This window comes from Afipia sp. 1NLS2 (assembly GCF_000178995.1).
GTDB lineage: Bacteria > Pseudomonadota > Alphaproteobacteria > Rhizobiales > Xanthobacteraceae > Afipia.
The window spans coordinates 110,018-133,066 of the sequence record NZ_ADVZ01000001.1 but is presented as its reverse complement, the minus strand read 5'-3'; the positions used below and the strand labels follow the sequence as shown (position 1 = coordinate 133,066).

Genomic DNA, 23,049 nt, shown 5'->3' with positions numbered 1-23,049 from the left:
TCATTCGTTCGCGTGGCTGTCAGCCGAGGCGGCCTGCGGCGTGGGCGAGCAAGGTGTAGACCAGACCCGTTTCCGACGTCAGGTGGCCACGCAGCGCGGCCGGGCCACGCTCGTCGCGCGAGACTTCGTCCAGCAGCCGTTCGAACTCGTTGATGTAACGGTCCACGGTCTGCTTGAAGGCGCGGTCGGCGCGATACTTGCGGGCGACTTCATCGAATGCCTTCTGGCCCGACGGCGTGTAGAGGCGCTTGTTGAAGGCCTTGCGTTCGCCGCGCTGATAGCGGTCCCACATCTCGGCGGCGAGATCGCGATCCACCAGACGCGAGATGTCGAGTGACAGGGCATCCAGCGGATTGCCACTCGGAGCGCGGGCCGTCTGAGAGGAGCGGCCACGTTCGTTGACGGTCGCGTCGGTGCGATTGAGCAGGTCGGACAGCCAGCCGTCGCGCGCCTGATCGGAGCCGGCGGGGCTGACGGACGGTGCTTCGGTGCGGCGGCCGTTCGGCGCGCCGAGGTCCGGCGGCGGCAGGTTCGAGGCGCTGCCATAGTCGCGGCTGCGCGGCGCAGGGGCTGCGTTGCGGCTGTTCGCTACGGCCATCGCGGGCTCTTCCTGACGCGTCGTCGCGGCAACGTCGAGGCCGCGGCCATGGCGGGCGACAATGCGGTTGAGCTCGGCCAGGGCTTCGATCTGATCGACGATGACCTTGCGCATCTGCGCGGTGCTTTCGGATGCTTCCTGCGGCAATTCCAGCACGCCGCGGCGCAGATCGGCGCGGGTGGCGTCAAGTTCCTGATGCAGTTCGGCAGCCATCTGCTTCATCGAGTGGACGATGTTGCTGAACTTGTCGGATGCTTCCGCGAACATGCTGGCTGCATCCTGAGTGCCGCGATCGTAAATCTCGCCCATCGCCTCGAGCGTCTGGCGGCGCTCGTCCTCGACAGCCATGCGAACGGCTTCGAACTGACGGCCAACCGCGGAGGAGCTTGCCCCGGCGCTTTCGGCAACGACACGCGCGATATCGCGCGCGCGCAGCTCGGCGGCGTTGAGCGATTCCTCAAGCAGGCTGACGAAGCGGTTGAGGCGCTCGTCGAGATCGAGGGTGCGGGTGTCGATCGTGGTGGTGAGCTGTTCCAGCAGGCTCTGGCGCTCGGCGACGGACTGCGAGGTGCGCTCGTTGCTCTCTTCGACGGTGCGAACCGCATCGGACAGCAGGCGGCCATGGCTCTCGAACTGGGCCGAGAGGCTGCTGAGGCCTTCCAGCGCGCCGGAGGTGGATTCGTTGAAGGTGCGCAGCTGTTCTTCCAGCGCGCTCGTCGAGGCGCTGTTGCGGCTGGTGACATCGTTGAGCGCGGTGACGAAATCGGCGACGCGCGTGACCAGTGCCCGCTCCAGCGAGTTGAGGTTTTCGTGGGCGCCGGTGAGCACTTCCTGCAGCAGGATGTTGCCTTCACGCAGCCGCTCGAACAGCGCGACCGTATCCGTGCGCAGGATCTTGCTGGTCTCCTGCATTTCGGTGACGGCGGCGGTCGCAACCTGGCGCGACTGGTCGATCGCAGCGCGGGTGCTGGTCTCGACGTCCTTCAGCGCCCTGCCGACGGAGCCGGTGGCCAACTCGCTCGCGGCGGTGATCTGGCGCGAAATGTCCGAGCTCTGGTTCATCAACTGCACGGTGAAGTCGCTGCTCTGGGTCTCGATCGCCTTGAGCGCGCTGGTGGTCGCGCCGCTGATGGTATGGGCAAACTCGTGTGTCTTAGTGCTGAGCGCCTCGACAAGCTGCGCGCTCTTGCCATCGATCATCAGGCTGAGCTGGCCGCTTCTGTCGCCGAGGATCGCCGCAAGCTGTTCGGTCTTGGCGGTGATGGCCTCGGTGAGCGGTGCACGCTTCTCGTCGAGGATGGCCGCGATGCGGTCAGTCTGTTCGCGAACGCCGCCGGTGATCTCCTCGACCTTGTTGCTAAGGGTCTGGCCGAAGCTTTCGGTGCCGGTGGCGATGGTGCGCTCGATCTCGGCGGAAGCCGACTTGATCTGGGCACTGGCGTTGTTGGAGGCGAGGAAGAGGGTGCTCTCGGTCTCGCGCGCACTGGTCTGGATGGTGCGCTCCATCTCGGTCGTGGTGGCGCGCAACTGCGAGCCGACTTCGCCGGACAAGGCCAGCAGCGACTGCTGGGCGTTGCGGGCGCCGCTCTGGATCGCTTCGCTGGTTTCCACGGCGAGGTTGGTCAATGAGCGCTCCGAATCCTCGACGCGGGCCTTGATGCTCTGCGTGATTTCTTCGGTGCGTGAAATCAGGGTCTCGCTGGCCTTCTGCCCGCTCGCCTCGACGCGGCTGGCAGCGGATTCGACGCGGATGTCGAGCAGGTTCTCGAAGCGGACAACGCGGGCCTCGATATCGGACGCAACCGAGCCTGCGTGGTTTTCGATGCCCTTCTGCATCTCGCCGAAGCGGGTAGAGAGAGTATCGGCGAGAGCGGTGCTCTGTGCGTCGATGGCCTGAGTGACTGTCTCGGCGCGCCTGTCGAAGGAGCTTTCGAGTGCGGACAGGCGCTGGTCGATGGTGTTGTCGAACGACTTGATCGTGGTGTCGAGCGACACTTCAAGCGTGGTGACGCGGGAATCGAGAGCGCTCTGGAAGACGCCAAGGCGTTCGTCGAGGGTGTCGCGGATCTGGGCGCCATGCGTAGTGACGCGCGTGTCGAAGGTGTCGACATAGGCTTTCAGGCTGTCGGAAATGCCCTGGGTGTGCTGGCCCATGCGCTCGACGATCTCGCCGCCATAGGTCTTCACCGTGCGGTCGAACTCCGCGACGTGACGCGTGATCAATGCGCCGAGCGTGCCGCTGTCGCGGGCGAATTTCTCGGCCAGCTCGCCACCCTGTTCACGCATCAGCGTCTCGAACGAGGCAATGCGGGAGGAGAGGGCTTCGTGCGTGCTTTCGGTCTGGCTCGCGACCTTGGCGACCAGCGTGTTGATGGTGACGTCGAGGGATTCGCTCACCTTGTCGCTGCTGGTGAGGATGTGGTCCGCAAGACGGGTGCTGGCCTCGTCCACCTTCGCGGCGAGGTCGATGGAGCGCAGCTCCATCTCGTTCAGCAGCGAGTCGCCGGAATTCTTGAGGGTGTCGTGAACCTGCTCGGTGCGCAGCGTGATGCCGTCGACGATCGAATTGGCACGCTGTTCGAAGTCGCCGGTGATGCGCTCGACGCGGTCGTTGAGCAACTCATGGATGTTGTCGGCGAGTTCGGCGAATTCGTCGTGGATGTGGCTGGTTTTGAAATTGAGGTTGGCGGTGAGCTGTTCGCTCGCCTCCAACACCGCGTTGGCGGTCTGGTTGCTGGCTTCCTCGAGGCGGTCGAGCAGGTCGCCGCCGCGCTCGCCGAGCGCGATGATCATGTTGTCGCCGGCAGCAGCGAACGCGCCGGTAATGTGGTCGCTGCGCTCTTCCAGCATGTGGGTGATGTTGTTCGTCACCTCGTCCACGCGCGCGGCGATGGCGTCGCTGATGATGGCGATGTCCTGACGCAGGTCGATCTGCACGCCCGAGATCGCGTTGCGAACCTGCTCGGCCTGGCCGACGAGGTTGTCGCGCTGGGTGGAGATGTCCTGAAGCAGGGCGCGAATGCGGACTTCGTTGTCGCTGTAGGCGCGTTCAAGCGCAGAAACTTCGTTGGTGACGAGGGCTTCCAGTTCGCCGGCACGCGCAATGGCGCGCTCGACGCCGTCGCCCATCGCCGCGACTTCACGGCGGATCGCCTGACCGACGGTGACCATGGCATCGCTCGCGACGTGCTCGGGCTCGGAGAAGCGCACGGCCATCTGCGCCATGGACTGGGCGATCATGCTCAGTTCCTGGCTGCGCCAGGAAACGCTCGCGATGAAGTAGAACAGGATGAGGGGCGTGACGAACACGCAGGCGAGGCCGACGAGAGCCAGCGCGCCGCCGTTCGAGCCGACCATGGCTTCGAGCGAGGGCAGGAAAGAGACGATCAGGAAGCCCGCGGCGGCAATCCACAGTCCCGAGAAAATGGCGGCGAAGGTATAGGCGCTGCGGCGGGGGCGGCCGCGCTGAAGCGACTGGAGGACCGCGCCGATGGCTTCGCGGTCGTCATTGGCGGCCTGACGGCCGAAACGGACATCGCCGAAATCGTTTTCGGGCGCGCGGAGAGGTTCGTTGGACAGGGACGATTGGTCATCGGCCGCTTGCGATGGATCGGAGATGTTCAGCGCTTCCTGAATCGCGGAGAGGGCGACTTCAGTTGGGTCTTTGACCTTCGAATTTTTCGCCATTTACTGGTACGCCCTTGTTTATTCACGCACTTAAAGAGGGGAGCCGCAACCATGTGCCGCCGCGCCAGCCCGTCCTTGCCACATCCCGCAGGCCATGACTGCTGCGGATGGTGGCTTGTCCCCCATTTCCGCCAACATCCTATTGGCTGATTGGATCGAATGAAATGGTTCGCGTTAAGAACATTTTAATCATCGTTAACACGGCCATGGCCACCCCCGCCAAAGCCGCTGTTTTAGCGGCCGTCTGAAATTGTGGCAAAATCGTGTTGGGGATGACGGGCCCGGTTTGGAAAGATTGCGTTAACCGAATCCGTGTTCGCTGGCGGTTAGGCCGTCCTGCGAGCAGGGTGCGATGCAGTTTTCAATCGAACAGGTTCCCTGGATGCCTTCGCCGCCGCTGGTCCCGATGCCAATGCCGCTCGACTTGTCCTATCTGCGCAGCATGACGCTCGGCGACATACGGCTCGAGCGCGAAGTGCTGGAGATGTTCAAGGCGCAGACCCGCGATCTGCTCGCGCAACTCGCTCCGCGACCTGAAAACGCCGCCGAGCTTGCGCATACGCTGAAGGGCTCCGCGCGCGCAATCGGTGCCTTCGAGGTCGGCGAGGCGGCCTATGCGCTGGAGAGCGGATTGCGTGAACACAGCGGCTTTGCGGCTGCGTTCAAGCAGCTTCGGGGCAGCGTGGATGAGGCTTTCGCGGCGATCGACGCACATCTCGCGGGCGGCAATTTATCCAGATAATCCGCGGCTTGACGCTGGTATGACGCTGTTGGAGCGGCTATAGACTGCTGCGAACTCACTGCCGCATCCAAGAGATCCATGGTCAAAATCAACTTCATCGATCACGCCGGCACCACCCGCACTGTTGACGTCGATGCCGGCGCGACGGCGATGGAAGCCGCTATCCGCAACGCTGTTCCCGGCATCGATGCCGAATGCGGAGGAGCCTGTGCCTGCGCCACCTGCCACGTCTATGTCGACGAAGCCTGGCAGGAGAAGGTCGGCCCGCCTTCGCCGATGGAAGAAGACATGCTCGATTTCGGCTACGACGTGCGCCCCAATTCGCGCCTGTCCTGCCAGATCAAAGTCACCGACGAACTGGACGGCCTCGTGCTGCGCACGCCTGAGCGGCAGGCCTGAGCGGCCGCTGCCTGCTTAGAATTCTTCTATCCTTACAATCTGTTAGATGTATGGCTGGGGGTGGTATTTTAGCCCTTTCCCCGGCGGCGATCCTTGGCTAGACAGACGCCGACAGCGGCCGCCGTTTTGGCCCGAGCCGCTTCCATTCCATTTACGGCGACGAAACACCATCATGAGCGAAGCGATCAAGACCGATGTGTTGATCATCGGCGCAGGCCCCTGCGGACTGTTTGCGGTTTTCGAACTCGGCCTTCTCGACATGAAGACTCATGTCGTAGACATCCTCGACAAGATCGGCGGCCAGTGCGCCGAGCTCTATCCTGAAAAGCCGATCTACGACATTCCCGGCATCCCAATGGTGACGGGACAGGGCCTCACCGAGGCGCTGATGGAGCAGATCAAGCCGTTCAATCCGACCTTCCATCTCAACGAGATGATCCAGAGCGTCGAGAAAATCGGCGATCCTTTGTTCCGCGTCACCACCGACGCGGGCAAGGTGTTCGAGACCAAGGTCGTGGTGATCGCCGCGGGCGGCGGTTCGTTCCAGCCCAAACGCCCTCCGGTGCCGGGCATCGAGGCCTATGAAGGCTCCTCGGTGTTCTATGCCGTGCGCAAGATGGAGCAGTTCCGCGACAAAGAGCTGCTGATCGTCGGCGGCGGCGACTCCGCGCTCGACTGGACGCTCAACCTTCATCCGATCGCCAAGCGCGTCACGCTGCTGCATCGCCGCGACGATTTCCGTGCGGCACCCCACAGCGTCGAGCAGATGCGCGCACTCGTGGCGGACGGAAAGATGGATCTGAAGATCGGTCAGGTCACCGCGCTCGAAGGCGAGAACGGCGTGCTGAAGGGCGCCCAGGTCAAGGGCAGCGATAATGCCGTCTCGACGGTCGTCTGCGATACGATCCTGCCGTTCTTCGGCCTCACCATGAAACTCGGCCCGGTCGCGGAGTGGGGCGTGAAGCTCGAAAACAATCTCTTGCCGGTCGACACCGAGGCGTTCGAAACCAACGTCCCCGGCATCTTCGCCATCGGCGACATCAACACCTATCCCGGCAAGCTGAAGCTCATCCTCTCCGGCTTCCACGAAGGCGCGCTGATGGCGCAGAAGGCCAGCCGTTACGTGTTTCCGGACAAGCGTGTCGTGTTCCAGTACACCACGTCGTCCTCGAGCCTGCAGAAGAAGCTCGGCGTCAACTGAGACGCGCATGATCGCGCGGCTGCGTTGCCGCGCGATTCATCGATTTGCCTTTATCGCTTCAATTGTTGAATCGGGTCGATTGGCTCGCGCGTGACGTCGGCCTCGACTGGCGGCAGGCCGAGGATTGCGGCGGCGGCAGGCCACGCGGCATCCGCCATCGCGGCATGGCCTTCGGCGGTCGGATGAATGGCGCCGCCATACACCGCCGACAGCACGCCCCATGTCGCGTCATGAATATCGGTGGGCTGGCTCGCCGTTTTCGCCGCGAGCGGATAGGTCATCGCGGTGAAGTAACTGTCGTCCGCGTCCCTGATCCAGCGCGCGCGCGGCAGATAAGCGCGAAACTTGCTTGCACCCTGGCCGCAGGTCAGCGGATTGGATGCCGCCGCCACGATATCGGTGTTGAAGCTCTTGCCCTCGGCGGAAAAGCACTGCTGATCGAATGCGGGATCGGTGGCGGCGCGGGCGCAGAAGCCGTGGTTCTGGAACGCGACCTGATGCTGATCGACGAACGTCATCGCATCGCGCGGCCCGTTGCAGATCGTGCCGCCGGTGCACAGTACGATGTTCTTAAGTTGCGGCAGGAATTCGCTCTCGACGAACTGCGATGTCTTCGCGAGGCGCTCGGGTGCTGCGTTGAAGGCGGGGTGAATGTCGAAACCGGCGAGGCCGCCGGGACAGGGCGCGCCGTTGAACAGCGTTGGATTCGCATAGGACACGAACACCACGCGCGACAGGTCGCCGCCGACGAGCGGCTTCAAGGCAGTGCGCAGCCGCTGGAAATTCTGCGGCAGCGTGCGCGTCAGCGTGCTGCGTGAATCCTCGACGCTTCCGATCATGCCGCTGCGCTTGAACAGCGTGCGTTCGGTGGTGCTGTCCACGATCACATCGGCGACGAGGCCGGAGAAGTTGATATCGTTAGCGCCAATCGACAGGAACAGCAGGTCGAGCTGGCGCTCGGGCTGACGGCGCTGCGCTGCTGCGAGAGCCTCCTTCAATTCGCCGACCTGCGAACCGACGGTCCCCGCGCAGTTCATTGCCGTCTTGGTGACGAGGCATTCGCGCGCGGGCAACGAGCCGAGCAATCCTTCGTCGATGGTGGCGCCCGAACAGGCGAGCGGCAGATAGGTCACCGCGATGTGGGTGTATTGGATGGCGAGCGCGAGCGCGGCGCGGGTCTGATAGCTGTAGAGCGAGCGGTGGCAGGCGGCGTTGAACCATTGCGCGCCGAATTTCTGCCAGGCGAACAGTTCATTCGAGCCCGCCGCGCTCTCACAGGCGCGCGCGCCTTTATAGCCCTTGCGGCTTGGCCGGTAGTATTGCCCGGTCGAGCCTTCCAGATACGAGCGGAAGCAGAACCCGTCGTCGGCCAGCGCCACCGGCCGGTCCGGATTGCCTTCGCCGGATGCGATGGAATCGCCAAGACCGGCAATCAGGATGTCGCGGACCGCGATCTGGGTGGAATCATGCAGCGGCGTGTCGCTGCCGCCGCTCGAAACATCGACGCTGGCGATCGTGGTGCGTCCATTGCGGACGCGGAAGTTGATCGGCTCGGAGCAGTCGAGCGTGGTCTGGATTGGCGGGCCTTCATTGTCGTTGAACGACCATGCGCATACCGAGCCGACCGGCACCGCGCCGGTCAGGCTGACCGTCACCGCATGATCGACCGGCGCGAGATAATCCTCCTTCACGCCGTCGCGCGTGCAGGGATTGCTGACGTGCCCGCTGGGATCGATGCAAAGTCTGCCGACCGTGTTGCGCGCCCAGCCGCGGCCGTCGCTCTGAATCTCAAGCGCGTCCTCGGCGGCGAGCACGCTGCGGCCGGAAGACATGGCTTCGACCTGAAGCTGGAAATCGCGCTCTTCGCGAAACAGCCGGAAGCGGTTGCGCACTTCCCATGAAATCTGGATGCCGCCCGCGGAAGGTGGGGATGCTGTGTCCTGGGCACGCGCGTCGCCGGCCCATGACAGGATGGCGAGGGCGAGTGCGAAGAGGGCGGTGGTTCGGCGGATCATGAGTTTGTTTTCACTGCATGTTGCGGTTGCAGGGATACAATGCCCGTCAGCCGTTTCTGTTCTGCGACGGCGGCGGCACTGTTGCCCGCGCCGGGCTCATGCAGGCCTTGCGCTTCTGCTGCCAGGGCAGGATGACGCTGAGCCAAAGCTCCCTTACTCCCATGATCGAGATCGCGATCGCGAACGGGATGAAGAAATAAAGCATGCGGAAAATCAGCAGCGAGGCCAGAAGCTGCTCATGGCCGAACTGGTTAAGTCCGACGAGCATCGCGGCGTCGAACACGCCGAGGCTTCCCGGCGCGTGGCTCGCGAAGCCGAGCAGGGTCGACAGGATGAAAACGACCGCCATCGACATGAAGTCGATCGGCGGATCGTTCGGCAGCAGCAGGTACATCGCGAGCGCGCAGAAGCCGAGATCGACGACGCCGATCAGGATCTGCACCAGCGTCAGCGGCGCCGAGGGCAGCACCACCTTCCAGCCATCCTTGCCGAGTTCGCGGCGGTTGCGGCCGACTGCGAGCCAGCACAGATAGCCGATGATGCCCGCGATCAGGCCGATGCCGATCAACTGATTGACCACCTGCGGCAGCAGGACGATGGATTCCGCGGCGGCGGGGTGCCAGATCAGACCGATGCCGAGCACAAAGGTGTTGCCGAGCCAGAAGGTCAGGCCCGAGATAAAGCAGATCTTGGCGACATCGATGGCCGTCAGATTCCAGTCCGAATAGATGCGGAAACGGATCGCGCCCCCGGTAAAGACTGTGGCGCCGATATTGTGACCGATGGTGTAGCTCGTGAAACTCGACAGCGCCGCGATGCGGTACGGCACATGGAATTTACCCAGCGTGCGGAGCGCGAACAGATCGTAGAAGGTCAGGGTGCAGAACGCGCAGAACACGCAGAGGGCGGCAAGTGCGATGTTGCTGGCGGATTTGTCTTCGAGAGCCGCCAGAACCGCCGAGGTATCGATCCCTTTCAGCGTCTTGACGAGGTGCAGGACGGCGATGACGACGATGGTCAGGCTGGCGAGAATGCCGAGCCGTTTCCAACCGATCCATCTGTCGAACACGCTTCGCGACGCGCTAAGCAAACCCTGCATTCATCCTCCGGCGACCGTTATGAGCCGATTGAGGGATACGAACGCAAACGGCCTAGCCGGGTATTCATATGGCAAATCATGGACCGGAAAAACAGGCCATTTTGGCTTTGCATAGCAAGCCTTAACGGACAACATGACGCAAGAGAACACAGGCGGGCTGCGGGCGGATTCGCTTTGGTCCATGTCATATCGACGACAAAAGCGGCTCAATTGCGCCAAAACCGCGATTTGGCGTGTCTGCATAAAAAAGCTCGTTTCCCAGAAACCTGCGGCGCCGGTCCTCGTTGAGCGGACAGTACACAATCCGGCGGTGGCGTTCAGGCGCCGCCGCCACACATCAAAGGGAGCCGCCGATGGGACTGTTCAGCAAGGATATCAAGACACTCAACGATCTGTTCGTGCATCAGCTCGAAGACATTTATTACGCCGAGAAACAACTGGTGAAGGCCATTCCGACGCTGGCCGACAAAGCGACCAATCCGCAGCTCAAACAGGGCTTCCTGTCGCACCTTGAAGAAACCAAGGGGCATGTGACGCGGCTGGAGCAGGTGTTCAAGATGCACGGCGTCGAGGCGAAGGCCGTCAAGTGCCCCGCGATCGACGGCATTATCAAGGAAGCCGACGAGGTATCGGGCGAGGTGGCCGACAAGGAGGTGCTCGACGCCGCGCTCATCAACGCAGCACAGGCGGCGGAGCATTATGAGATGACCCGCTACGGCACGCTGGTCGCATGGGCGAAGCAGCTTGGCCGCAACGATTGCGCGTCGGTTCTGCAGAAGACGCTGGATGAGGAGCGCGCGGTGGACAAGAAGCTCACCGCGCTTGCTGAATCCAAGATCAATCTGAAGGCCGCGAGCTGAGGCTTTCAAAAAAACGCCACGCAGGCATTGCGTGGCGTTTTTTTAATGCCGGGCCAGCGCGAAATGGGCGCCCGCGAACGCCATCGCTGCACCCAGCAGCAAGGCGATAATGCCGTTATAGAGTCCGTGCAACGTCGGCACCGCGCTCGGGCCGGAGGCAGCCTGACCGGCCGCGATCAGGAGAAGCAGCCCGCCCGCGATCAGCGCATGCTGCAATCGGCGCGGCAGATGGCCTGATACCGCGCTGAATAACAGCGACGCCGTGACGTATCCGCCGACGAAGGCCACCGCCGCGATCAGCCACCAGGCGATGGCGGCGGTTGCGGGAATGACGCCGTTGCTGGATGCGCCCCATAGATCGCCGAGATCGAGACCGAAGCGCTGGCCGAGAATGTGGACGCCGAGCGCCAGCAGCATGCCGAACATCGCGGCGGCGCCGAGGATGAGGCGGGGAGAGAAGTAGGGCGTGCCGGGCATGGCGTGGATCGTTCCGTTTGCGCGGTTGTAGGATGGCGCATGCAGACAGGCAAGCGCGCGGGATTGCCGCCTAGGGCGCGTCGCTCTCGGCCTTGAGCTGTTTGGGTGTCATGAACTCCCGCAGCGTGTTGGTCTGCAATCCGAGATTCGACCACGAGGAAACCGGGCAATCGAACACCACGGCGCCGCAGGTCGGCAGGTTGTGGGCGAGTGCGGTATGTTCGGCGGCCGGCGCTTCGCCAATCAGATTCCATGCGAGTTCGTGCAGGCCGGGATTGTGGCCGAGCACGAGCAGCGTGGTGATGGAATCCGGAGCGCGGCGGATCGCCTTGAAGATCTGCAACGGATTCGAAAGATAGAGCGCATCCTGAAATTCGGCGCGGCAGCCGGGGAGGTATGGTGCGATGATGTCCCATGTCTCGCGCGCGCGGACGGCGGCGGACACCAGCGCGAGCTCCGGCGTCACCGGCTGGCTGGAAAGCCAGGCGCCTGTCAGCGCGCTATCCAGTTGGCCGCGCTCATCGAGGCGGCGGTCGTAGTCCTCGCCACTCGCGGAATCGCGTTCGGTCTTGGCATGGCGCAGCAGGATTAAATGGCGCATTGGTCTCCCGGGGGTGGCAGATAATGGGTGGTGTCTGGTGAGGGCCCATCGTGACAAGCATGGCGTCCGCCGCTAAATAAATCCAATGACAATTCCTCCGTCCGAGACGCCTGTCCACGCCCTTTGGGGCGATTTGCCTGCGGCGGAGCCGCGCGCGGCATTGTCGCTCGACCTCGATGTCGATATTTGCGTCGTTGGCGGTGGTCTCGCGGGGCTGACGGCGGCGCGGGAAGCCGCGCGGCGTGGCATGAGCGTCGCGGTACTGGAAGGCCAGCAGGTCGGCTGGGCCGCCTCCGGCCACAATCTCGGCTCGGTGCTGCCGGGCTATGGCGTGCCGATCGATGATCTGATCGCGCGGGTCGGCATTGCGCATGCGCGCGACTTGTGGAAGCTGGCGGAAGAGGGCGGCGACTATATCCGCGACACCATCGCCACCTCCGTGCCGGATATCGCGATGACACCCGGCGCGCTCGAGGTCTCCACCACCGACGTGGGCGAGCGGCTGATCGGCTGGCTGCAGACCATCGGCGGCGAGTTCGGCACCGCGGTCGAAGGCTGGCAGATCGAACAAGTGCGCGATGCGCTGCGGACGCGCCGCTATTTTCATGCGCTGCATTTTCCCAGAGCGTTTCAGATCGACGGTGCGCGCTATCTGCGCGCGTTGGCGAAGCTTGCGGAAGAGGCGGGCGTGCGCATCTTCGAAAACACGCCGGTCATCAACATCGATTCAGCGGGCATCCGCAAGCGCATCGTCACGCCCTCGGCCAGGCTGCGCGCCGGGCAGATCGTGCTGGCGGGCAACGTCCATATCGGCACGCCGGCGCTGCGTCTTGCCTCCACCTTGATGCCGCTGTGGCGCTACGCGGCGGTGACCGAACCGCTCGGCGATCTTCTCAATGAGGTGATCGCCTATCGCGGTTCGGTACTCGACGATGACGGCATCGATCATTTCCGCATCGTCGATGGTGACCGCCTGCTGTGGTCGAGCCCGGAGACGACATGGCGCGGTAAGCCGGCGCGGTTCGGCCGCCTGATCCGCCGCCGGATCGCGACGGTCTTTCCGCAGCTTGCGCAAGCGAGGATCGAACGCGTGTTCTCGAGCGCGTTCGGCCAGACCGTGCACGGCATGCCGCAGATCGGAGAGTTGCGGCCGGGGCTGTGGGTTGCGAGCGGCTTCGGCCGGCAGGGACTGAACACCAGCGCGATGGCGGGACGCCTGATCGCAGCAGGCATTACAGAAGGCGACGACCGCTGGCGGCTGTTCTCGCCGTTCGAATTGGTCTGGGCCGGAGGCAAGGCGGGCCGCGTGGTCGGCCAGTTCGCCGATGGATTGTCGCGCGGACGTTCCGCGGCTGTCGGCGCGCTGGCGCGCTGGCGCGAACGGGCGGCGGCGCGCGAGAGGCTTCGCGAGGAGCGCCGCAGCGCACGGATCGCGGCGGTGCTGGCGCGCACCGAGCGGGTGTCGCAGGACTTCGGGTCGGACCGGCGCTAGTGCCCCGAATCCGAAGTTCGCTTGAGGAACTCGTGGAGAAAATGAAGCGAACTTCTGAACCACCACACTAGAGGCCGCACCATCCTTCCTTGGGGCAAGCCCTGAGGGCATGCTTCGCTTGGAAACGCTCCGGCCGGGGTAGAAAATTTGCCGCTGGAACGTAACGCCGGGGAGGCCGGTTCGTACCTTGGACAAACGGCACACTTACGGAGGTATCGCCATGATCGACCGGCGCGTTCTTTTGTCCACGGCAGCGGGGCTTGCGGCAGGCTGGTTTTCATTTTCGGGCAAGGCCCGGGCAGAAAAGGCGGCCGGTAAATTCGCGGTCGAAAAGACTCCGGAAGAGTGGAAGCGCCAGCTCACGCCCGCGCAGTACCACATCCTGCGCGAGGAAGGCACAGAACCCGCCTTTTCGAGCCCGCTCAACAATGAGCATCGCAAGGGGACGTTCGCCTGCGCGGGTTGCGATCAGGCGCTGTTCGCCTCCGAGACAAAATTCGAAAGCGGCACCGGCTGGCCGAGCTTCTACGATCATCTGCCGAACGCCGTTGGCACCACCACTGACCGCAGCTACTTCATGGTGCGCACGGCGGTGCATTGCAGCCGCTGCGGCGGGCATCTCGGTCACGTCTTCAATGACGGCCCGAAGCCGACCGGCCTGCGCTACTGCATGGATGGTCTCGCGCTGAACTTCAAACCGGCCACGCCATCGGCGTCCTAAGCGATCAAGCGCTTTTGGAAGTGCAGCACGATGCCTTTTGTTCTTCCAGCCATCGGTCGCGCGGTTTGCAGCTTGATGGGCGCGGCGAAAGCGGAACACGCACGATATTCCCATCCATGATGACCGTATCGGCCTTGTAAAGCTGCATCGGCCGAACTCCGTCACTGACCTCAAAGGTCAGTTTGGCGTCTCGGGGGAATGGGACGCTCTGAGCGACCTTGTTCATGATCGCCAGAAACTTGCCGACCGGCATGTGACCGCGATTGTCTTCCACGATGTCCCATAGCTGGATGAAGGTTTCCTGCCAGCTTTCAGGATTCGCGCCGCAATCGAGCGCATTGAAGGCACCCGTCTTCACTTCGGTCACATGGTAGCTCGGGCGCACGTCCCGCTCGTCATAGTGGAAGACCAGCGCCTTTTCCTTATGCGCCTCCAGCGTCCCCAGCAGCGAATCCAGCGGAATTTCGTCGGTGGGAAAAACAGGCTTGCCAGGCTCGGACATTTGCTGTACCTCGTTATTTTGATAATTGTTGAAATATAGGATCGTCAATGGATCAACGTCAAGCGATCTCCGCGTTCGGTGCGCTGGCGCAAGACACGCGCCTTGCGATCATCCGCATGTTGGTCAAGGCAGGGCCCCTGGGCATGGCGGCCGGCTCGATTGCCGAAAGCGCCGGCGTCGCCGCATCCAACGTGTCGTTTCACCTGAAGGACCTCGAACACGCAGGTCTTGTGAGTTCGCGGCGGGAAGCCCGCTCCATCATTTATTCCGCAAACTTCGAGACGCTTCGCGGCCTGATCGCCTTCCTGATGAAGGATTGCTGCAGCGGTCACCCCGAAATCTGCGATCCCCTGCTGGCCAGCGCGTGCTGTACGCCCGCCAGCAAAAAGACCCGGCGAAAAGAACGCGCGTGAGGCTCACATGACCGATCGAATATACAACGCCCTGTTTCTCTGCACCGGCAACAGTGCCCGCTCCATTCTCGCCGAATCGATCCTGAGGAAGGACGGGCAGGGACGGTTCCGTGCGTTCTCGGCTGGAAGCACGCCGAATGGCCACGTCAATCCGCTCGCCGTTCAGACGTTGGAGAATTTCGGCTACCCCACCGAGGGGCTTCGCTCGAAGACATGGCTGGAGTTCGCCCAGCCTGATGCTCCGGTGATGGATTTTGTCTTTACCGTTTGCGACAACGCCGCCGGTGAGGCTTGCCCCGTTTGGCCGGGCCACCCGGCGACGGCGCACTGGGGCATTGAAGACCCCGCCAAGGTCGTCGGGACCGAATTCGCAAGACGCACGGCTTTTGTTGTCGCGTTCGGCTTCATGAAGAAGCGGATCGAGGCGTTTATGAGCCTGCCTCTCGCAAGCATCGATAAATTATCGCTGAAGACGAAGCTCAACGAGATTGGAAAAATCGAGGGCAGCACGTCGCGTCAAAACGATGTGGCCTGAATCATGAGCGTGTTCGAGCGTTATCTTTCGCTGTGGGTCGCTCTGTGCATCGTGCTTGGGATTGCTCTTGGGCATTTCTTCCCCGGGCTGTTTGAAGCAATTGCTGGCGCGGAAGTCGCCAAGGTCAACCTGCCGGTGGCGGTGCTGATCTGGCTGATGATTATTCCAATGCTCCTCAAAATCGACTTCATGGCGATTGGGGAAGTGCGTCAGCACTGGCGCGGCATCGGTGTCACGCTGCTTGTGAACTGGGCGGTCAAACCGTTTTCGATGGCGCTGCTGGCTTCACTCTTTATCGGCCACTGGTTCGCGCCGCTGCTGCCGGCCTCGCAAATCTCATCCTATATCGCCGGGCTTATCCTGCTTGCGGCGGCACCCTGCACGGCGATGGTCTTCGTCTGGTCGAATCTTTGCAATGGCGAGCCGCACTACACGCTGAGCCAGGTGGCGCTGAACGATGTGATTATGATCTTTCTGTTCGCTCCGCTCGTCGGCCTCTTGCTGGGCGTTGCGTCCATTACGGTGCCATGGAGCACGCTCCTGTTGTCGGTCGGCCTTTATATCGTCATTCCGGTGGTGATCGCTCAGGGCTGGCGGCGATCCATCATCGGACGTCCGGGACGTCTGGAGCAGACGCTGCGGACGCTTCAACCCGTCTCGCTGGTCGCCTTGCTCGCGACGCTGGTTCTGCTGTTCGCGTTTCAGGGTCAGCAGATATTGTCTCAGCCGCTCGTGATCGCGCTACTGGCCGTGCCCATTCTGATTCAGGTCTACCTCAACGCGGGTATCGCCTATCTCCTGAGCCGGAGGCTGGGCGTTGCATGGTGCGTGGCCGCGCCAAGCGCGCTTATTGGAGCGAGTAACTTCTTCGAACTGGCGGTCGCTGCGGCGATCAGCCTGTTCGGGCTCAGTTCGGGCGCGGCGCTCGCCACTGTTGTCGGTGTGCTGGTGGAAGTGCCGGTGATGCTGTCGGTCGTTAAGATCGTGACGGCGTCGCGATCCTGGTACGATGCCGGAGCAGGACTGGCGCGAGAGTCCCGGTCATAAAAATTCGGACCATCGCGCGACATGGCCGTACGAAAATATTTCAGGCCGAACAATAGCGCCTGAAATGCCGGGCTACTCGGTTCAAGCAGATGTCACCTCGCTCAGAGGCCGCAGATAAGGTTGCAGGCAGGGCGCCCGGATATTCCCGATCGATCGGCATCTTTCGATTGATGCGTGCGGCAATTCTTGCCGGGGATAGGCAAGAGCGCCCCGGTATTCTGGCCGGGGCGTTTTCATAACTCATTACCAAGCCTCGCTTTTTTCTTTGGCACGAGGCTTGCGACTCCTTCTTCGAATGCGGCTTTTTTCGGCACCCGGCTGGCCGCCCGGATTTCGAAGCTGGAGACGATAGTAATGGGTATTTTCGGCGCTCTCACCACCTCCGTCGCAGGCCTGCGCTCTCAGTCCTATGCCCTGGAGAACATCTCCGGCAACATCGCTAACTCGCAGACCACCGCCTTCAAGCGCATCGACACGAGCTTCCTCGACCTGATCCCGGACACGGGTGCGAACGCGCAGCTCGCCGGCAGCGTCAGCTCGAGCTCGCGCGAAACCAACACGGTGCAGGGCGACGTGCAGGCCGCCTCGGTCGCGACCTACATGGCGATCAACGGCGACGGCTTCTTCGCCGTGCAGAAGCCCGGCAGCTTCACCGACAACAACCCGGTGTTCGACGGCGTTGATCGTTACACTCGCCGCGGTGACTTCACGCTCGACAAGAACGGCTACCTCGTCAACGGCGCGGGCTACTACCTCGAAGGCATCCCGATCGACCCGACCACCGGCAACGTCACCGGCAGCGTGCCGACGGTGCTGAAGTTCGGCAACGACTTCCTGCCCGCGCAGCCGACGACGACGGTGACCTACCGCGCCAACCTCGCGAGCTATCCGCTCACCACCAAGCACGATACATCGGTGCCGGGCTCCGAACTCCTCAACGTCGGCGACTTCACCGCGAACCCGCTGATCGTCGGCACGCCCGCGCAGCCTTACATCAATGGTTCGAAGAACGGCTCGGTGCAGAACAGCAAGCTGACGACGGCCACGCAGATCACTTCGGCCACCTTGCTTTCGGGTGCCACCAACACCGATTCGATCGCCACCGATTTCACTGCCGGTAATACCATCACCGTCAATGGCACAACCACGATCACGTTTACTGCTTCAGGCGGTCTCGACGATGCCACGCATATTCCAGTCGATGGGACCATTGCAGATTTGCTTGCCAAGATTGATGCGGCGAATGGAAACACGACCAATCCTTCGTCGGTCAGCGGCGGCGTGATCACTCTGAACACTGGCCTCGCCAATAACCTCACCGTCACCAGCAGCAATGCTGCGGCGTTTGCCGCGCTGGGTTTCTCCACCGCGACGGTGACAGCTTCACGTACTGGCGGCGGCACCGCGGGCACCGGCACGGTGATCGGATCGGATTCGCAGAATTTCATCGACGAATCGGTGTCGGGCGGCGCGACCACCGCTTACGACGTATCCGGCGCGCCGGTCAGTTTGCAGCTTCGCTGGGCGAAAACCGACAGCGCGAGCCTCGGCGCCGGACATAGCGACGTCTGGAACCTGTTTTACCAGACCAACCCAAATGCAACCGGTACAGATGTTGCCTGGCAGAACGTCGGCGTGAACTTCACCTTCGGCGCCAACGGCCAGATGAATCCGGCGGTGCCCTCGGTGACGCTGACCAACGCCACCATCGGCGGCATCGCGCTCGGCGACGTGACGATGAATTTCGGCGCGACCGGCCTGACGCAGTTCGCCGACGCCAACGGCAACGTGCAGGTCAACCAGATCCAGAACGACGGCTTCCCCGCCGGTCAGTTGCAGACGGTGTCGATCTCCAACAACGGCCGCGTCGTCGGCAACTACTCCAACGGCCGCAACATCGACCTCGCCGCGATCACGCTCGCGACCTTCAACGGCCCGAACTTCCTCAAGCGCGTCGACGGCGGCGCATTCGAGGTGACCGATGAATCCGGCCAGGCGTTGTTCGGCAAGGGCGGTACCATCGTCGGCTCCTCGCTGGAAGGCTCCAACACCGACATCGCCGACGAGTTCACCAAGCTGATCGTCACGCAGCAGGCTTACTCGGCGAACACCAAGGTCATCACCACGTCGAACCAGATGGTTCAGGATCTCCTGAACGTCCTGCGCTAGTGGAGAGGATTTGACATTCGCTCACCCTGGCAGCGAGTTCGTAAAGCGAATGTCAAATCCAAAACTCCACTAGAAACTTATAATTGCTGGTGGTCCATGGATTTCAACATTCGCAAGAGAGGCTGCTGAGAATGGATGCGAATGTTGGAATCGGACCACTAGCGCGCATATTCCGCGCGTTCGTAGCTGAGATGGGCAGTTAGTTATGGGTCTGACACAAGCTCTTGCTACCGCGATGTCCGGTCTGCGTGCGAACCAGGCTGCGCTCTCGCTCGTCTCCTCGAATGTCGCCAACATCGAGACGCCGGGCTATGTTCGCAAGACCGTCAATCAGGTCCAAACCACCACGGGAACGGGAAGCGCCGGTGTTTCCGTCACCGGCGTGAACCGTGAGCTGGACGTTTATGTCCAGAAGCAGGTTCTCACCGAAACCTCGGGCGCGTCTTATGCCAGCACGCTATCGGCCGCTTTGCAGCGGCTGCAGGGCATCTACGGCGATCCCAGTTCGGATACGACGCTGGAGGCGGCGTTCAACCAGTTGACGGCTGCGCTGCAGGCGCTGTCCACCAGTTCGGATTCGCCGGCGGCGCGCTCGACGGCGGTGAATGCCGCGCAGTCGCTCGCGCAGATGCTGAATTCGACCTCGGCGGGCATCCAGTCGCTGCGCGCCGATGCTGAGTCTTCGATCAAGAGTTCGGTCGATGCTGCAAACAACGCGATGCAGCAGATCGCGACCATCAACAATCAGTTGCTCGGGACCACCGGCGACGACGCTGCGGCCGCCTCGCTGCTCGATCAGCGCGACCAGTACATCACGCAGTTGTCGCAGTTGATGGACATTCGCGTCCTCACCAATGACCGCAATCAGGTCACGGTGTTCACCAATTCCGGCGTGCAACTCGTCGGCAGTGAAGCGGCGAAGATCACGTTCGACGCGCAGGGCACGGTCACGCCCAATACAACGTGGAATTCCGATCCGTCGAAAAGCACGCTCGGCACGCTGACGCTGACTTTCCCGCATGGCGGCGATATCGATCTCATTGCGACCAATTCGATCCGCTCCGGCTCGATCGCGGCGAACCTTCAACTGCGCGACCAGACGCTGGTGCAGGCGCAGGCGCAGATCGACCAGTTGGCGGCCTCGATGGCGAGCGCGCTGTCGGACAAGGTCACGACCGACTCCACTGGGAATGGCGGCTCGCCCAACACGTTCTCGCTCGATCTGACCGGATTGCAGAACGGCAACAACGTCCAGTTCACCTATACGGATACGGCGAACAAGAGCCACACCATCACGCTGGTGCAGGTCAACGATCCTTCGGTGCTGCCGCTGAAGAACAGCGCCACCAACAATCCCAACGACGAGGTTTTCGGCGTCGACTTCTCTCAGGGCATGGGACCGGCGCTCACGCAGTTGACCGCGTTGCTCGGCGACAGGGGTTTGCAATTCTCCAGTTCGGGCGGACAGACGCTGCAGATCAGCGGTGATGCAGGCGGCACCGCGGTGGTCAATTCCGCGTCCTCGACGATCACCATGACGAATCTGACGAGCGGCAATCCGCAGTTGCCGCTGTTCGTCGATAATGGCGTGCCATATACGGGCGCAATCACCGCGACCGGCTCGCAGCAGACGGGCCTTGCGGGACGGATCAGCGTCAACAACCTTCTGCTCGCCGATCCGTCGCGGATGATTGTGTACGGCTCGGGGACGCAGTCCGGCGACACCACGCGGTCCGACTTCATTCTCTCGCAGTTGACGAACAGCTCTTACTACGTATCGCCGCAGACCGGGATCGGTTCGAATGCGACGCCCTTTAAGGGCACGATGCTGAGCTTCCTGCAACAGTTCACCACGATGCAGGGGCAGGCGGCTTCCTCCGCCCAGCAACTGGCCGACGGCCAGAATGTCGTGCTCTCGACGTTGCAGAATAAGCTGAACTCGTCTTCCGGCGTGAATATCGACGATGAAATGGCGCATCTGCTGGCATTGCAGAACGCCTATTCGGCGAATGCCCGCGTGATGTCCACGGTCAAGGACATGTTCGACTCGCTGCTGCAATCGGTGTGAGGCTGCAATGACTATTGAAGGCGTAAGCGGACGGACATCCTATCTCGGCAGCTCGCTGCTTAACATCAAGACGCAGCTCGATACGCTGACGCAGCAACTGGCGAGCGGCAAGAAATCCACGACCTATTCCGGTCTCGGCCTGGACAGCGCATTCGCGACCGGCCTGCGCTCGCAGATTTCGATGCTGTCCGGCTACCAGAACACGCAGACCAACGTGACGACGCGCATCAATGTCGCCAACCTGTCGCTGCAGGGTCTTGTCGATATGCGCACGCAGGTGCAATCGGCGGCCACCGGCGCGTCGCAGGTTCTCAACGCCAACGGCCAGACCTCGGGCCAGCAGATCGGCTATGCGTCCTTCACGCAGGCGATCTCGCTTCTCAACACGCAGTCGGGTGACCGTTATCTGTTCTCCGGCCGCGCGACCGACACGCCCTCCACGGCGGCGGCCGACGATATTCTCAACGGCGCCGACGGCAAGGACGGTTTGAAGGCGGTGATTGCCGATCGGCTGATCGCCGATCAGGGCACCGGCAACATGGGTCGCCTCACGACCGATGCCACCACCACGCCCGGCGTGGTGACGGTTGGCGAAGACGCCAATCCCTCGCCTTTCGGACTGAAACTTAGCCGCATCTCGACGTCGATCAATGGCGCTGTGGTGACGCAGCCTGCGACCGCGGGGCCTCCGACGCCATCCTCCGAAACGATCGATCTGAATGCCGCGACACCGAAGGAAGGCGACACCGTCACCTTCACGTTCACGCTGCCGGACCAGACCACGGAGACGGTGCAGCTCACCGCGACCACGGCGTCGCCCGCGCCGGACGGCAGCTTCACCATCGACGCCGACCCGACGGTCACGGCGACCAACATGAAAAGCGCGCTCGATTCCTCGATCCAGACACTGGTGAAGGGACCGATGGTGGCCGCCTCCGCGATGGCTGCCGGACAGAATTTCTTCGACAATCCACCGCAGCGCGTCGGCGGCGGTTCGCCGGTCTCGCCGACCGCCACCACACTGGTCGATGGTTCGGCCACGACCGTACAGTGGTACACCGGCGAACAATTGGGCAATCCCGATGCCGATGCACGTAATACCGCAGTCGCACAGGTGGATGGTTCGGTTTCCGTGAGCTACGGCGCGACGGCGAACGAAAGCGCTTTCCGTAACCTGCTGCAGAATATGGCCGTGTATGCGGCGGTGACGACGACGGTCGATCCGAATGATCCGAACGGCCAGAATCTCGCCAATGCGCAGATCTCGGCACTGAACGAGCGGGTCAACGCGAACCTTGCGGTGCAGCCCGGCACGACCTCGGTCGAGGACATCGAAGCCCAGTTCGCGGGCGCTCAGTCGGCGACGAAATCGGCCAGTACAAGGCAGACGCAGACGACGTCGATGGCGCAGACGATGCTGGATCAGATTCAGGGCGTCAACGACGACGAGGTGGCCGCGAAGATCCTCGCGTTGCAGACCAGCCTTCAGGCTTCGTACCAGACCACTGCATCGCTCTATCAGCTCAGCCTGGTGAAATACCTGCCTGTCGGTTGACGGCCATCAGCCATCACCCCGCAAATGAAAAAGGGCTTCCTTCTGGAAGCCCTTTTTTTCATGACCGTGTGCAGGTCGTCAGGCGGCGCCTTGAAGTGGTGAAGCCGAGGCGTTGTGGCGAGCCTTGGCGAGAAGTGCCGCCTCGTGCGCGATCAGCTTTCGCGATTCCTTGAGCGCCTTGTAATAGTCGCCGCTTAAAATGTGGTTATTGATCTCCTGGATGATCTCGACGGAGCTTGGCATCGCGCTGAGGAGATCGCGCATCAGGTCGAAATAGACCGGATGATGGTCCTGCGGATCGCGCGCCACATACATCAGTTGCACGGCCAGATAGAGCAGCTTCGCCGGGGTGTCGGCGGTTTCCGGAGTCAGAATGTCTTTTTCACGCAAGATCGGAACCCGTTCGCCTTCGATCAGCAGTTTGGCGCGCTGGTCGGTATTGGTGATGACGCAGGAGCCGATGATGATCTTTTCGTGCGGCTTCAATTCGACCTTTAGAGCCATGGTGTCCTCCGGCTACTCGATCCGCTTTCGATGTGAAGCCCTGTAACGGGGGGCGAAAGTGATGCAGGACTTCAAATCGGCGGTGCGAGGCATGAATGCCGCGGCTGCCGCGTTCGTACCAATCCTTTGCCGATCATGGTTAACGGGGCGTAAACGATACCGCATTGCGCGGAGCCAATTTGAGCAAAGGCGCCGGTTTCTGTTTGTGAAAGCAACGGGTCGCCAATGTTTAATGCCCATTTACCAATGACTTTTCGCGCAATTGGCCGCGCTTCATTCACGTTTTTTTAGACTGTTGGTTTCAGTCTGTCGGGAACGCCGCCCTTAGAAGGGGTGGCGTCACGCTCACACACGACGTGCTCTT

Annotated in this window: 19 protein-coding genes; 12 read left to right on the top strand and 7 right to left on the bottom strand. The window is 62.3% G+C overall.

The genetic code is table 11. The annotated features are described in order from the left end of the window. Positions 1 to 19: 19 nt before the first annotated feature. Entirely contained in the window at positions 20 to 4,285 is a 4,266-nt protein-coding gene (locus AFIDRAFT_RS00685; protein ID WP_009337013.1) for an apolipoprotein A-IV repeat region-like domain-containing protein, read from the bottom strand. 352 nt (positions 4,286 to 4,637) lie between these two features. Here AFIDRAFT_RS00685 and AFIDRAFT_RS00680 point away from each other — a divergent pair, with 352 nt between their 5' ends. The 3 genes from AFIDRAFT_RS00680 to AFIDRAFT_RS00670 all read left to right on the top strand — a co-directional run bounded on the left by AFIDRAFT_RS00680 (position 4,638) and on the right by AFIDRAFT_RS00670 (position 6,627). Next, positions 4,638 to 5,027, top strand: a complete 390-nt coding sequence (locus AFIDRAFT_RS00680) for an Hpt domain-containing protein (RefSeq protein WP_009337012.1) — start codon at positions 4,638 to 4,640, stop codon at positions 5,025 to 5,027. A gap of 78 nt (positions 5,028 to 5,105) precedes the next feature. Then, complete coding sequence (locus AFIDRAFT_RS00675) at positions 5,106 to 5,426, top strand: 2Fe-2S iron-sulfur cluster-binding protein (protein ID WP_009337011.1); 321 nt, start codon at positions 5,106 to 5,108, stop codon at positions 5,424 to 5,426. Positions 5,427 to 5,598: 172 nt separating this feature from the next. Beyond that, positions 5,599 to 6,627 (top strand): NAD(P)/FAD-dependent oxidoreductase, encoded by a 1,029-nt coding sequence (locus AFIDRAFT_RS00670; RefSeq protein WP_009337010.1) that lies wholly within the window; start codon positions 5,599 to 5,601, stop codon positions 6,625 to 6,627. Positions 6,628 to 6,677: 50 nt separating this feature from the next. On the opposite strand, the gene AFIDRAFT_RS00665 is transcribed toward AFIDRAFT_RS00670, so the two are convergent. Both AFIDRAFT_RS00665 and AFIDRAFT_RS00660 read right to left on the bottom strand, forming a co-directional pair. Then, entirely contained in the window at positions 6,678 to 8,642 is a 1,965-nt protein-coding gene (locus tag AFIDRAFT_RS00665) for an SGNH/GDSL hydrolase family protein (RefSeq protein WP_009337009.1), read from the bottom strand. A 46-nt stretch (positions 8,643 to 8,688) separates the two neighbouring features. Next, positions 8,689 to 9,741 carry a lysylphosphatidylglycerol synthase transmembrane domain-containing protein gene (locus tag AFIDRAFT_RS00660; RefSeq protein WP_009337008.1) on the bottom strand — a complete coding sequence of 351 codons (1,053 nt, stop codon included), beginning with the start codon at positions 9,739 to 9,741 and terminating at the stop codon, positions 8,689 to 8,691. 353 nt (positions 9,742 to 10,094) lie between these two features. Between AFIDRAFT_RS00660 and AFIDRAFT_RS00655 the strand changes: the two genes are divergently transcribed. Continuing rightward, positions 10,095 to 10,601: a YciE/YciF ferroxidase family protein gene (locus AFIDRAFT_RS00655; RefSeq protein ID WP_009337007.1), complete on the top strand. Its 507-nt coding sequence runs from the start codon at positions 10,095 to 10,097 to the stop codon at positions 10,599 to 10,601. Between the two features lie 42 nt (positions 10,602 to 10,643). Here AFIDRAFT_RS00655 and AFIDRAFT_RS00650 read toward each other — a convergent pair whose 3' ends face one another. Both AFIDRAFT_RS00650 and AFIDRAFT_RS00645 read right to left on the bottom strand, forming a co-directional pair. After that, positions 10,644 to 11,078: a hypothetical protein gene (locus tag AFIDRAFT_RS00650; RefSeq protein WP_009337006.1), complete on the bottom strand. Its 435-nt coding sequence runs from the start codon at positions 11,076 to 11,078 to the stop codon at positions 10,644 to 10,646. 70 nt (positions 11,079 to 11,148) lie between these two features. Next, positions 11,149 to 11,679 (bottom strand): SixA phosphatase family protein, encoded by a 531-nt coding sequence (locus AFIDRAFT_RS00645; protein WP_009337005.1) that lies wholly within the window; start codon positions 11,677 to 11,679, stop codon positions 11,149 to 11,151. 85 nt (positions 11,680 to 11,764) lie between these two features. Here AFIDRAFT_RS00645 and AFIDRAFT_RS00640 point away from each other — a divergent pair, with 85 nt between their 5' ends. Next, positions 11,765 to 13,171, top strand: a complete 1,407-nt coding sequence (locus AFIDRAFT_RS00640) for an NAD(P)/FAD-dependent oxidoreductase (RefSeq protein ID WP_009337004.1) — start codon at positions 11,765 to 11,767, stop codon at positions 13,169 to 13,171. Positions 13,172 to 13,391: 220 nt separating this feature from the next. Further along, positions 13,392 to 13,892: a peptide-methionine (R)-S-oxide reductase MsrB gene (gene msrB, locus AFIDRAFT_RS00635; protein ID WP_009337003.1), complete on the top strand. Its 501-nt coding sequence runs from the start codon at positions 13,392 to 13,394 to the stop codon at positions 13,890 to 13,892. 4 nt (positions 13,893 to 13,896) lie between these two features. Here the strand turns inward: msrB and AFIDRAFT_RS00630 are convergent, their stop codons facing one another. Next, positions 13,897 to 14,394: a DUF6428 family protein gene (locus tag AFIDRAFT_RS00630; RefSeq protein WP_009337001.1), complete on the bottom strand. Its 498-nt coding sequence runs from the start codon at positions 14,392 to 14,394 to the stop codon at positions 13,897 to 13,899. A gap of 47 nt (positions 14,395 to 14,441) precedes the next feature. Between AFIDRAFT_RS00630 and AFIDRAFT_RS00625 the strand changes: the two genes are divergently transcribed. From AFIDRAFT_RS00625 to AFIDRAFT_RS00600, 6 genes are all read left to right on the top strand, one after another. Then, entirely contained in the window at positions 14,442 to 14,807 is a 366-nt protein-coding gene (locus tag AFIDRAFT_RS00625) for an ArsR/SmtB family transcription factor (protein WP_009336999.1), read from the top strand. A 7-nt stretch (positions 14,808 to 14,814) separates the two neighbouring features. Beyond that, on the top strand, positions 14,815 to 15,342 hold the full coding sequence (locus tag AFIDRAFT_RS00620; protein ID WP_009336997.1) for an arsenate reductase ArsC: 528 nt from the start codon (positions 14,815 to 14,817) through the stop codon (positions 15,340 to 15,342). 3 nt (positions 15,343 to 15,345) lie between these two features. Next, positions 15,346 to 16,389, top strand: coding sequence for an ACR3 family arsenite efflux transporter (gene arsB, locus AFIDRAFT_RS00615; protein ID WP_009336995.1), 1,044 nt, complete (start codon positions 15,346 to 15,348; stop codon positions 16,387 to 16,389). A gap of 354 nt (positions 16,390 to 16,743) precedes the next feature. Next, positions 16,744 to 18,558, top strand: coding sequence for a flagellar hook-basal body complex protein (locus tag AFIDRAFT_RS00610; RefSeq protein ID WP_009336993.1), 1,815 nt, complete (start codon positions 16,744 to 16,746; stop codon positions 18,556 to 18,558). A gap of 205 nt (positions 18,559 to 18,763) precedes the next feature. Continuing rightward, positions 18,764 to 20,626 (top strand): flagellar hook-associated protein FlgK, encoded by a 1,863-nt coding sequence (gene flgK / locus AFIDRAFT_RS00605; RefSeq protein WP_040297677.1) that lies wholly within the window; start codon positions 18,764 to 18,766, stop codon positions 20,624 to 20,626. Between the two features lie 7 nt (positions 20,627 to 20,633). Continuing rightward, complete coding sequence (locus AFIDRAFT_RS00600) at positions 20,634 to 22,181, top strand: hypothetical protein (RefSeq protein ID WP_009336988.1); 1,548 nt, start codon at positions 20,634 to 20,636, stop codon at positions 22,179 to 22,181. 78 nt (positions 22,182 to 22,259) lie between these two features. Here AFIDRAFT_RS00600 and flbT read toward each other — a convergent pair whose 3' ends face one another. Next, positions 22,260 to 22,685 carry a flagellar biosynthesis repressor FlbT gene (flbT, locus tag AFIDRAFT_RS00595; RefSeq protein ID WP_009336986.1) on the bottom strand — a complete coding sequence of 142 codons (426 nt, stop codon included), beginning with the start codon at positions 22,683 to 22,685 and terminating at the stop codon, positions 22,260 to 22,262. Between the last annotated feature and the right edge of the window lie 364 nt (positions 22,686 to 23,049).

Excerpts from the sequence above, each read along its gene's own strand:
- flgK (WP_040297677.1), top strand. The coding sequence starts at position 18,764 with ATGGGTCTGACACAAGCTCTTGCTACCGCGATGTCCGGTCTGCGTGCG.
- AFIDRAFT_RS00660 (WP_009337008.1), bottom strand. The coding sequence starts at position 9,741 with ATGCAGGGTTTGCTTAGCGCGTCGCGAAGCGTGTTCGACAGATGGATC.
- AFIDRAFT_RS00620 (WP_009336997.1), top strand. The coding sequence starts at position 14,815 with ATGACCGATCGAATATACAACGCCCTGTTTCTCTGCACCGGCAACAGT.
- AFIDRAFT_RS00625 (WP_009336999.1), top strand. The coding sequence starts at position 14,442 with ATGGATCAACGTCAAGCGATCTCCGCGTTCGGTGCGCTGGCGCAAGAC.
- AFIDRAFT_RS00670 (WP_009337010.1), top strand. The coding sequence starts at position 5,599 with ATGAGCGAAGCGATCAAGACCGATGTGTTGATCATCGGCGCAGGCCCC.
- AFIDRAFT_RS00685 (WP_009337013.1), bottom strand. The coding sequence starts at position 4,285 with ATGGCGAAAAATTCGAAGGTCAAAGACCCAACTGAAGTCGCCCTCTCC.
- msrB (WP_009337003.1), top strand. The coding sequence starts at position 13,392 with ATGATCGACCGGCGCGTTCTTTTGTCCACGGCAGCGGGGCTTGCGGCA.
- flbT (WP_009336986.1), bottom strand. The coding sequence starts at position 22,685 with ATGGCTCTAAAGGTCGAATTGAAGCCGCACGAAAAGATCATCATCGGC.
- arsB (WP_009336995.1), top strand. The coding sequence starts at position 15,346 with ATGAGCGTGTTCGAGCGTTATCTTTCGCTGTGGGTCGCTCTGTGCATC.
- AFIDRAFT_RS00650 (WP_009337006.1), bottom strand. The coding sequence starts at position 11,078 with ATGCCCGGCACGCCCTACTTCTCTCCCCGCCTCATCCTCGGCGCCGCC.
- AFIDRAFT_RS00665 (WP_009337009.1), bottom strand. The coding sequence starts at position 8,642 with ATGATCCGCCGAACCACCGCCCTCTTCGCACTCGCCCTCGCCATCCTG.
- AFIDRAFT_RS00640 (WP_009337004.1), top strand. The coding sequence starts at position 11,765 with ATGACAATTCCTCCGTCCGAGACGCCTGTCCACGCCCTTTGGGGCGAT.
- AFIDRAFT_RS00630 (WP_009337001.1), bottom strand. The coding sequence starts at position 14,394 with ATGTCCGAGCCTGGCAAGCCTGTTTTTCCCACCGACGAAATTCCGCTG.
- AFIDRAFT_RS00680 (WP_009337012.1), top strand. The coding sequence starts at position 4,638 with ATGCAGTTTTCAATCGAACAGGTTCCCTGGATGCCTTCGCCGCCGCTG.
- AFIDRAFT_RS00655 (WP_009337007.1), top strand. The coding sequence starts at position 10,095 with ATGGGACTGTTCAGCAAGGATATCAAGACACTCAACGATCTGTTCGTG.
- AFIDRAFT_RS00675 (WP_009337011.1), top strand. The coding sequence starts at position 5,106 with ATGGTCAAAATCAACTTCATCGATCACGCCGGCACCACCCGCACTGTT.
- AFIDRAFT_RS00600 (WP_009336988.1), top strand. The coding sequence starts at position 20,634 with ATGACTATTGAAGGCGTAAGCGGACGGACATCCTATCTCGGCAGCTCG.
- AFIDRAFT_RS00645 (WP_009337005.1), bottom strand. The coding sequence starts at position 11,679 with ATGCGCCATTTAATCCTGCTGCGCCATGCCAAGACCGAACGCGATTCC.
- AFIDRAFT_RS00610 (WP_009336993.1), top strand. The coding sequence starts at position 16,744 with ATGGGTATTTTCGGCGCTCTCACCACCTCCGTCGCAGGCCTGCGCTCT.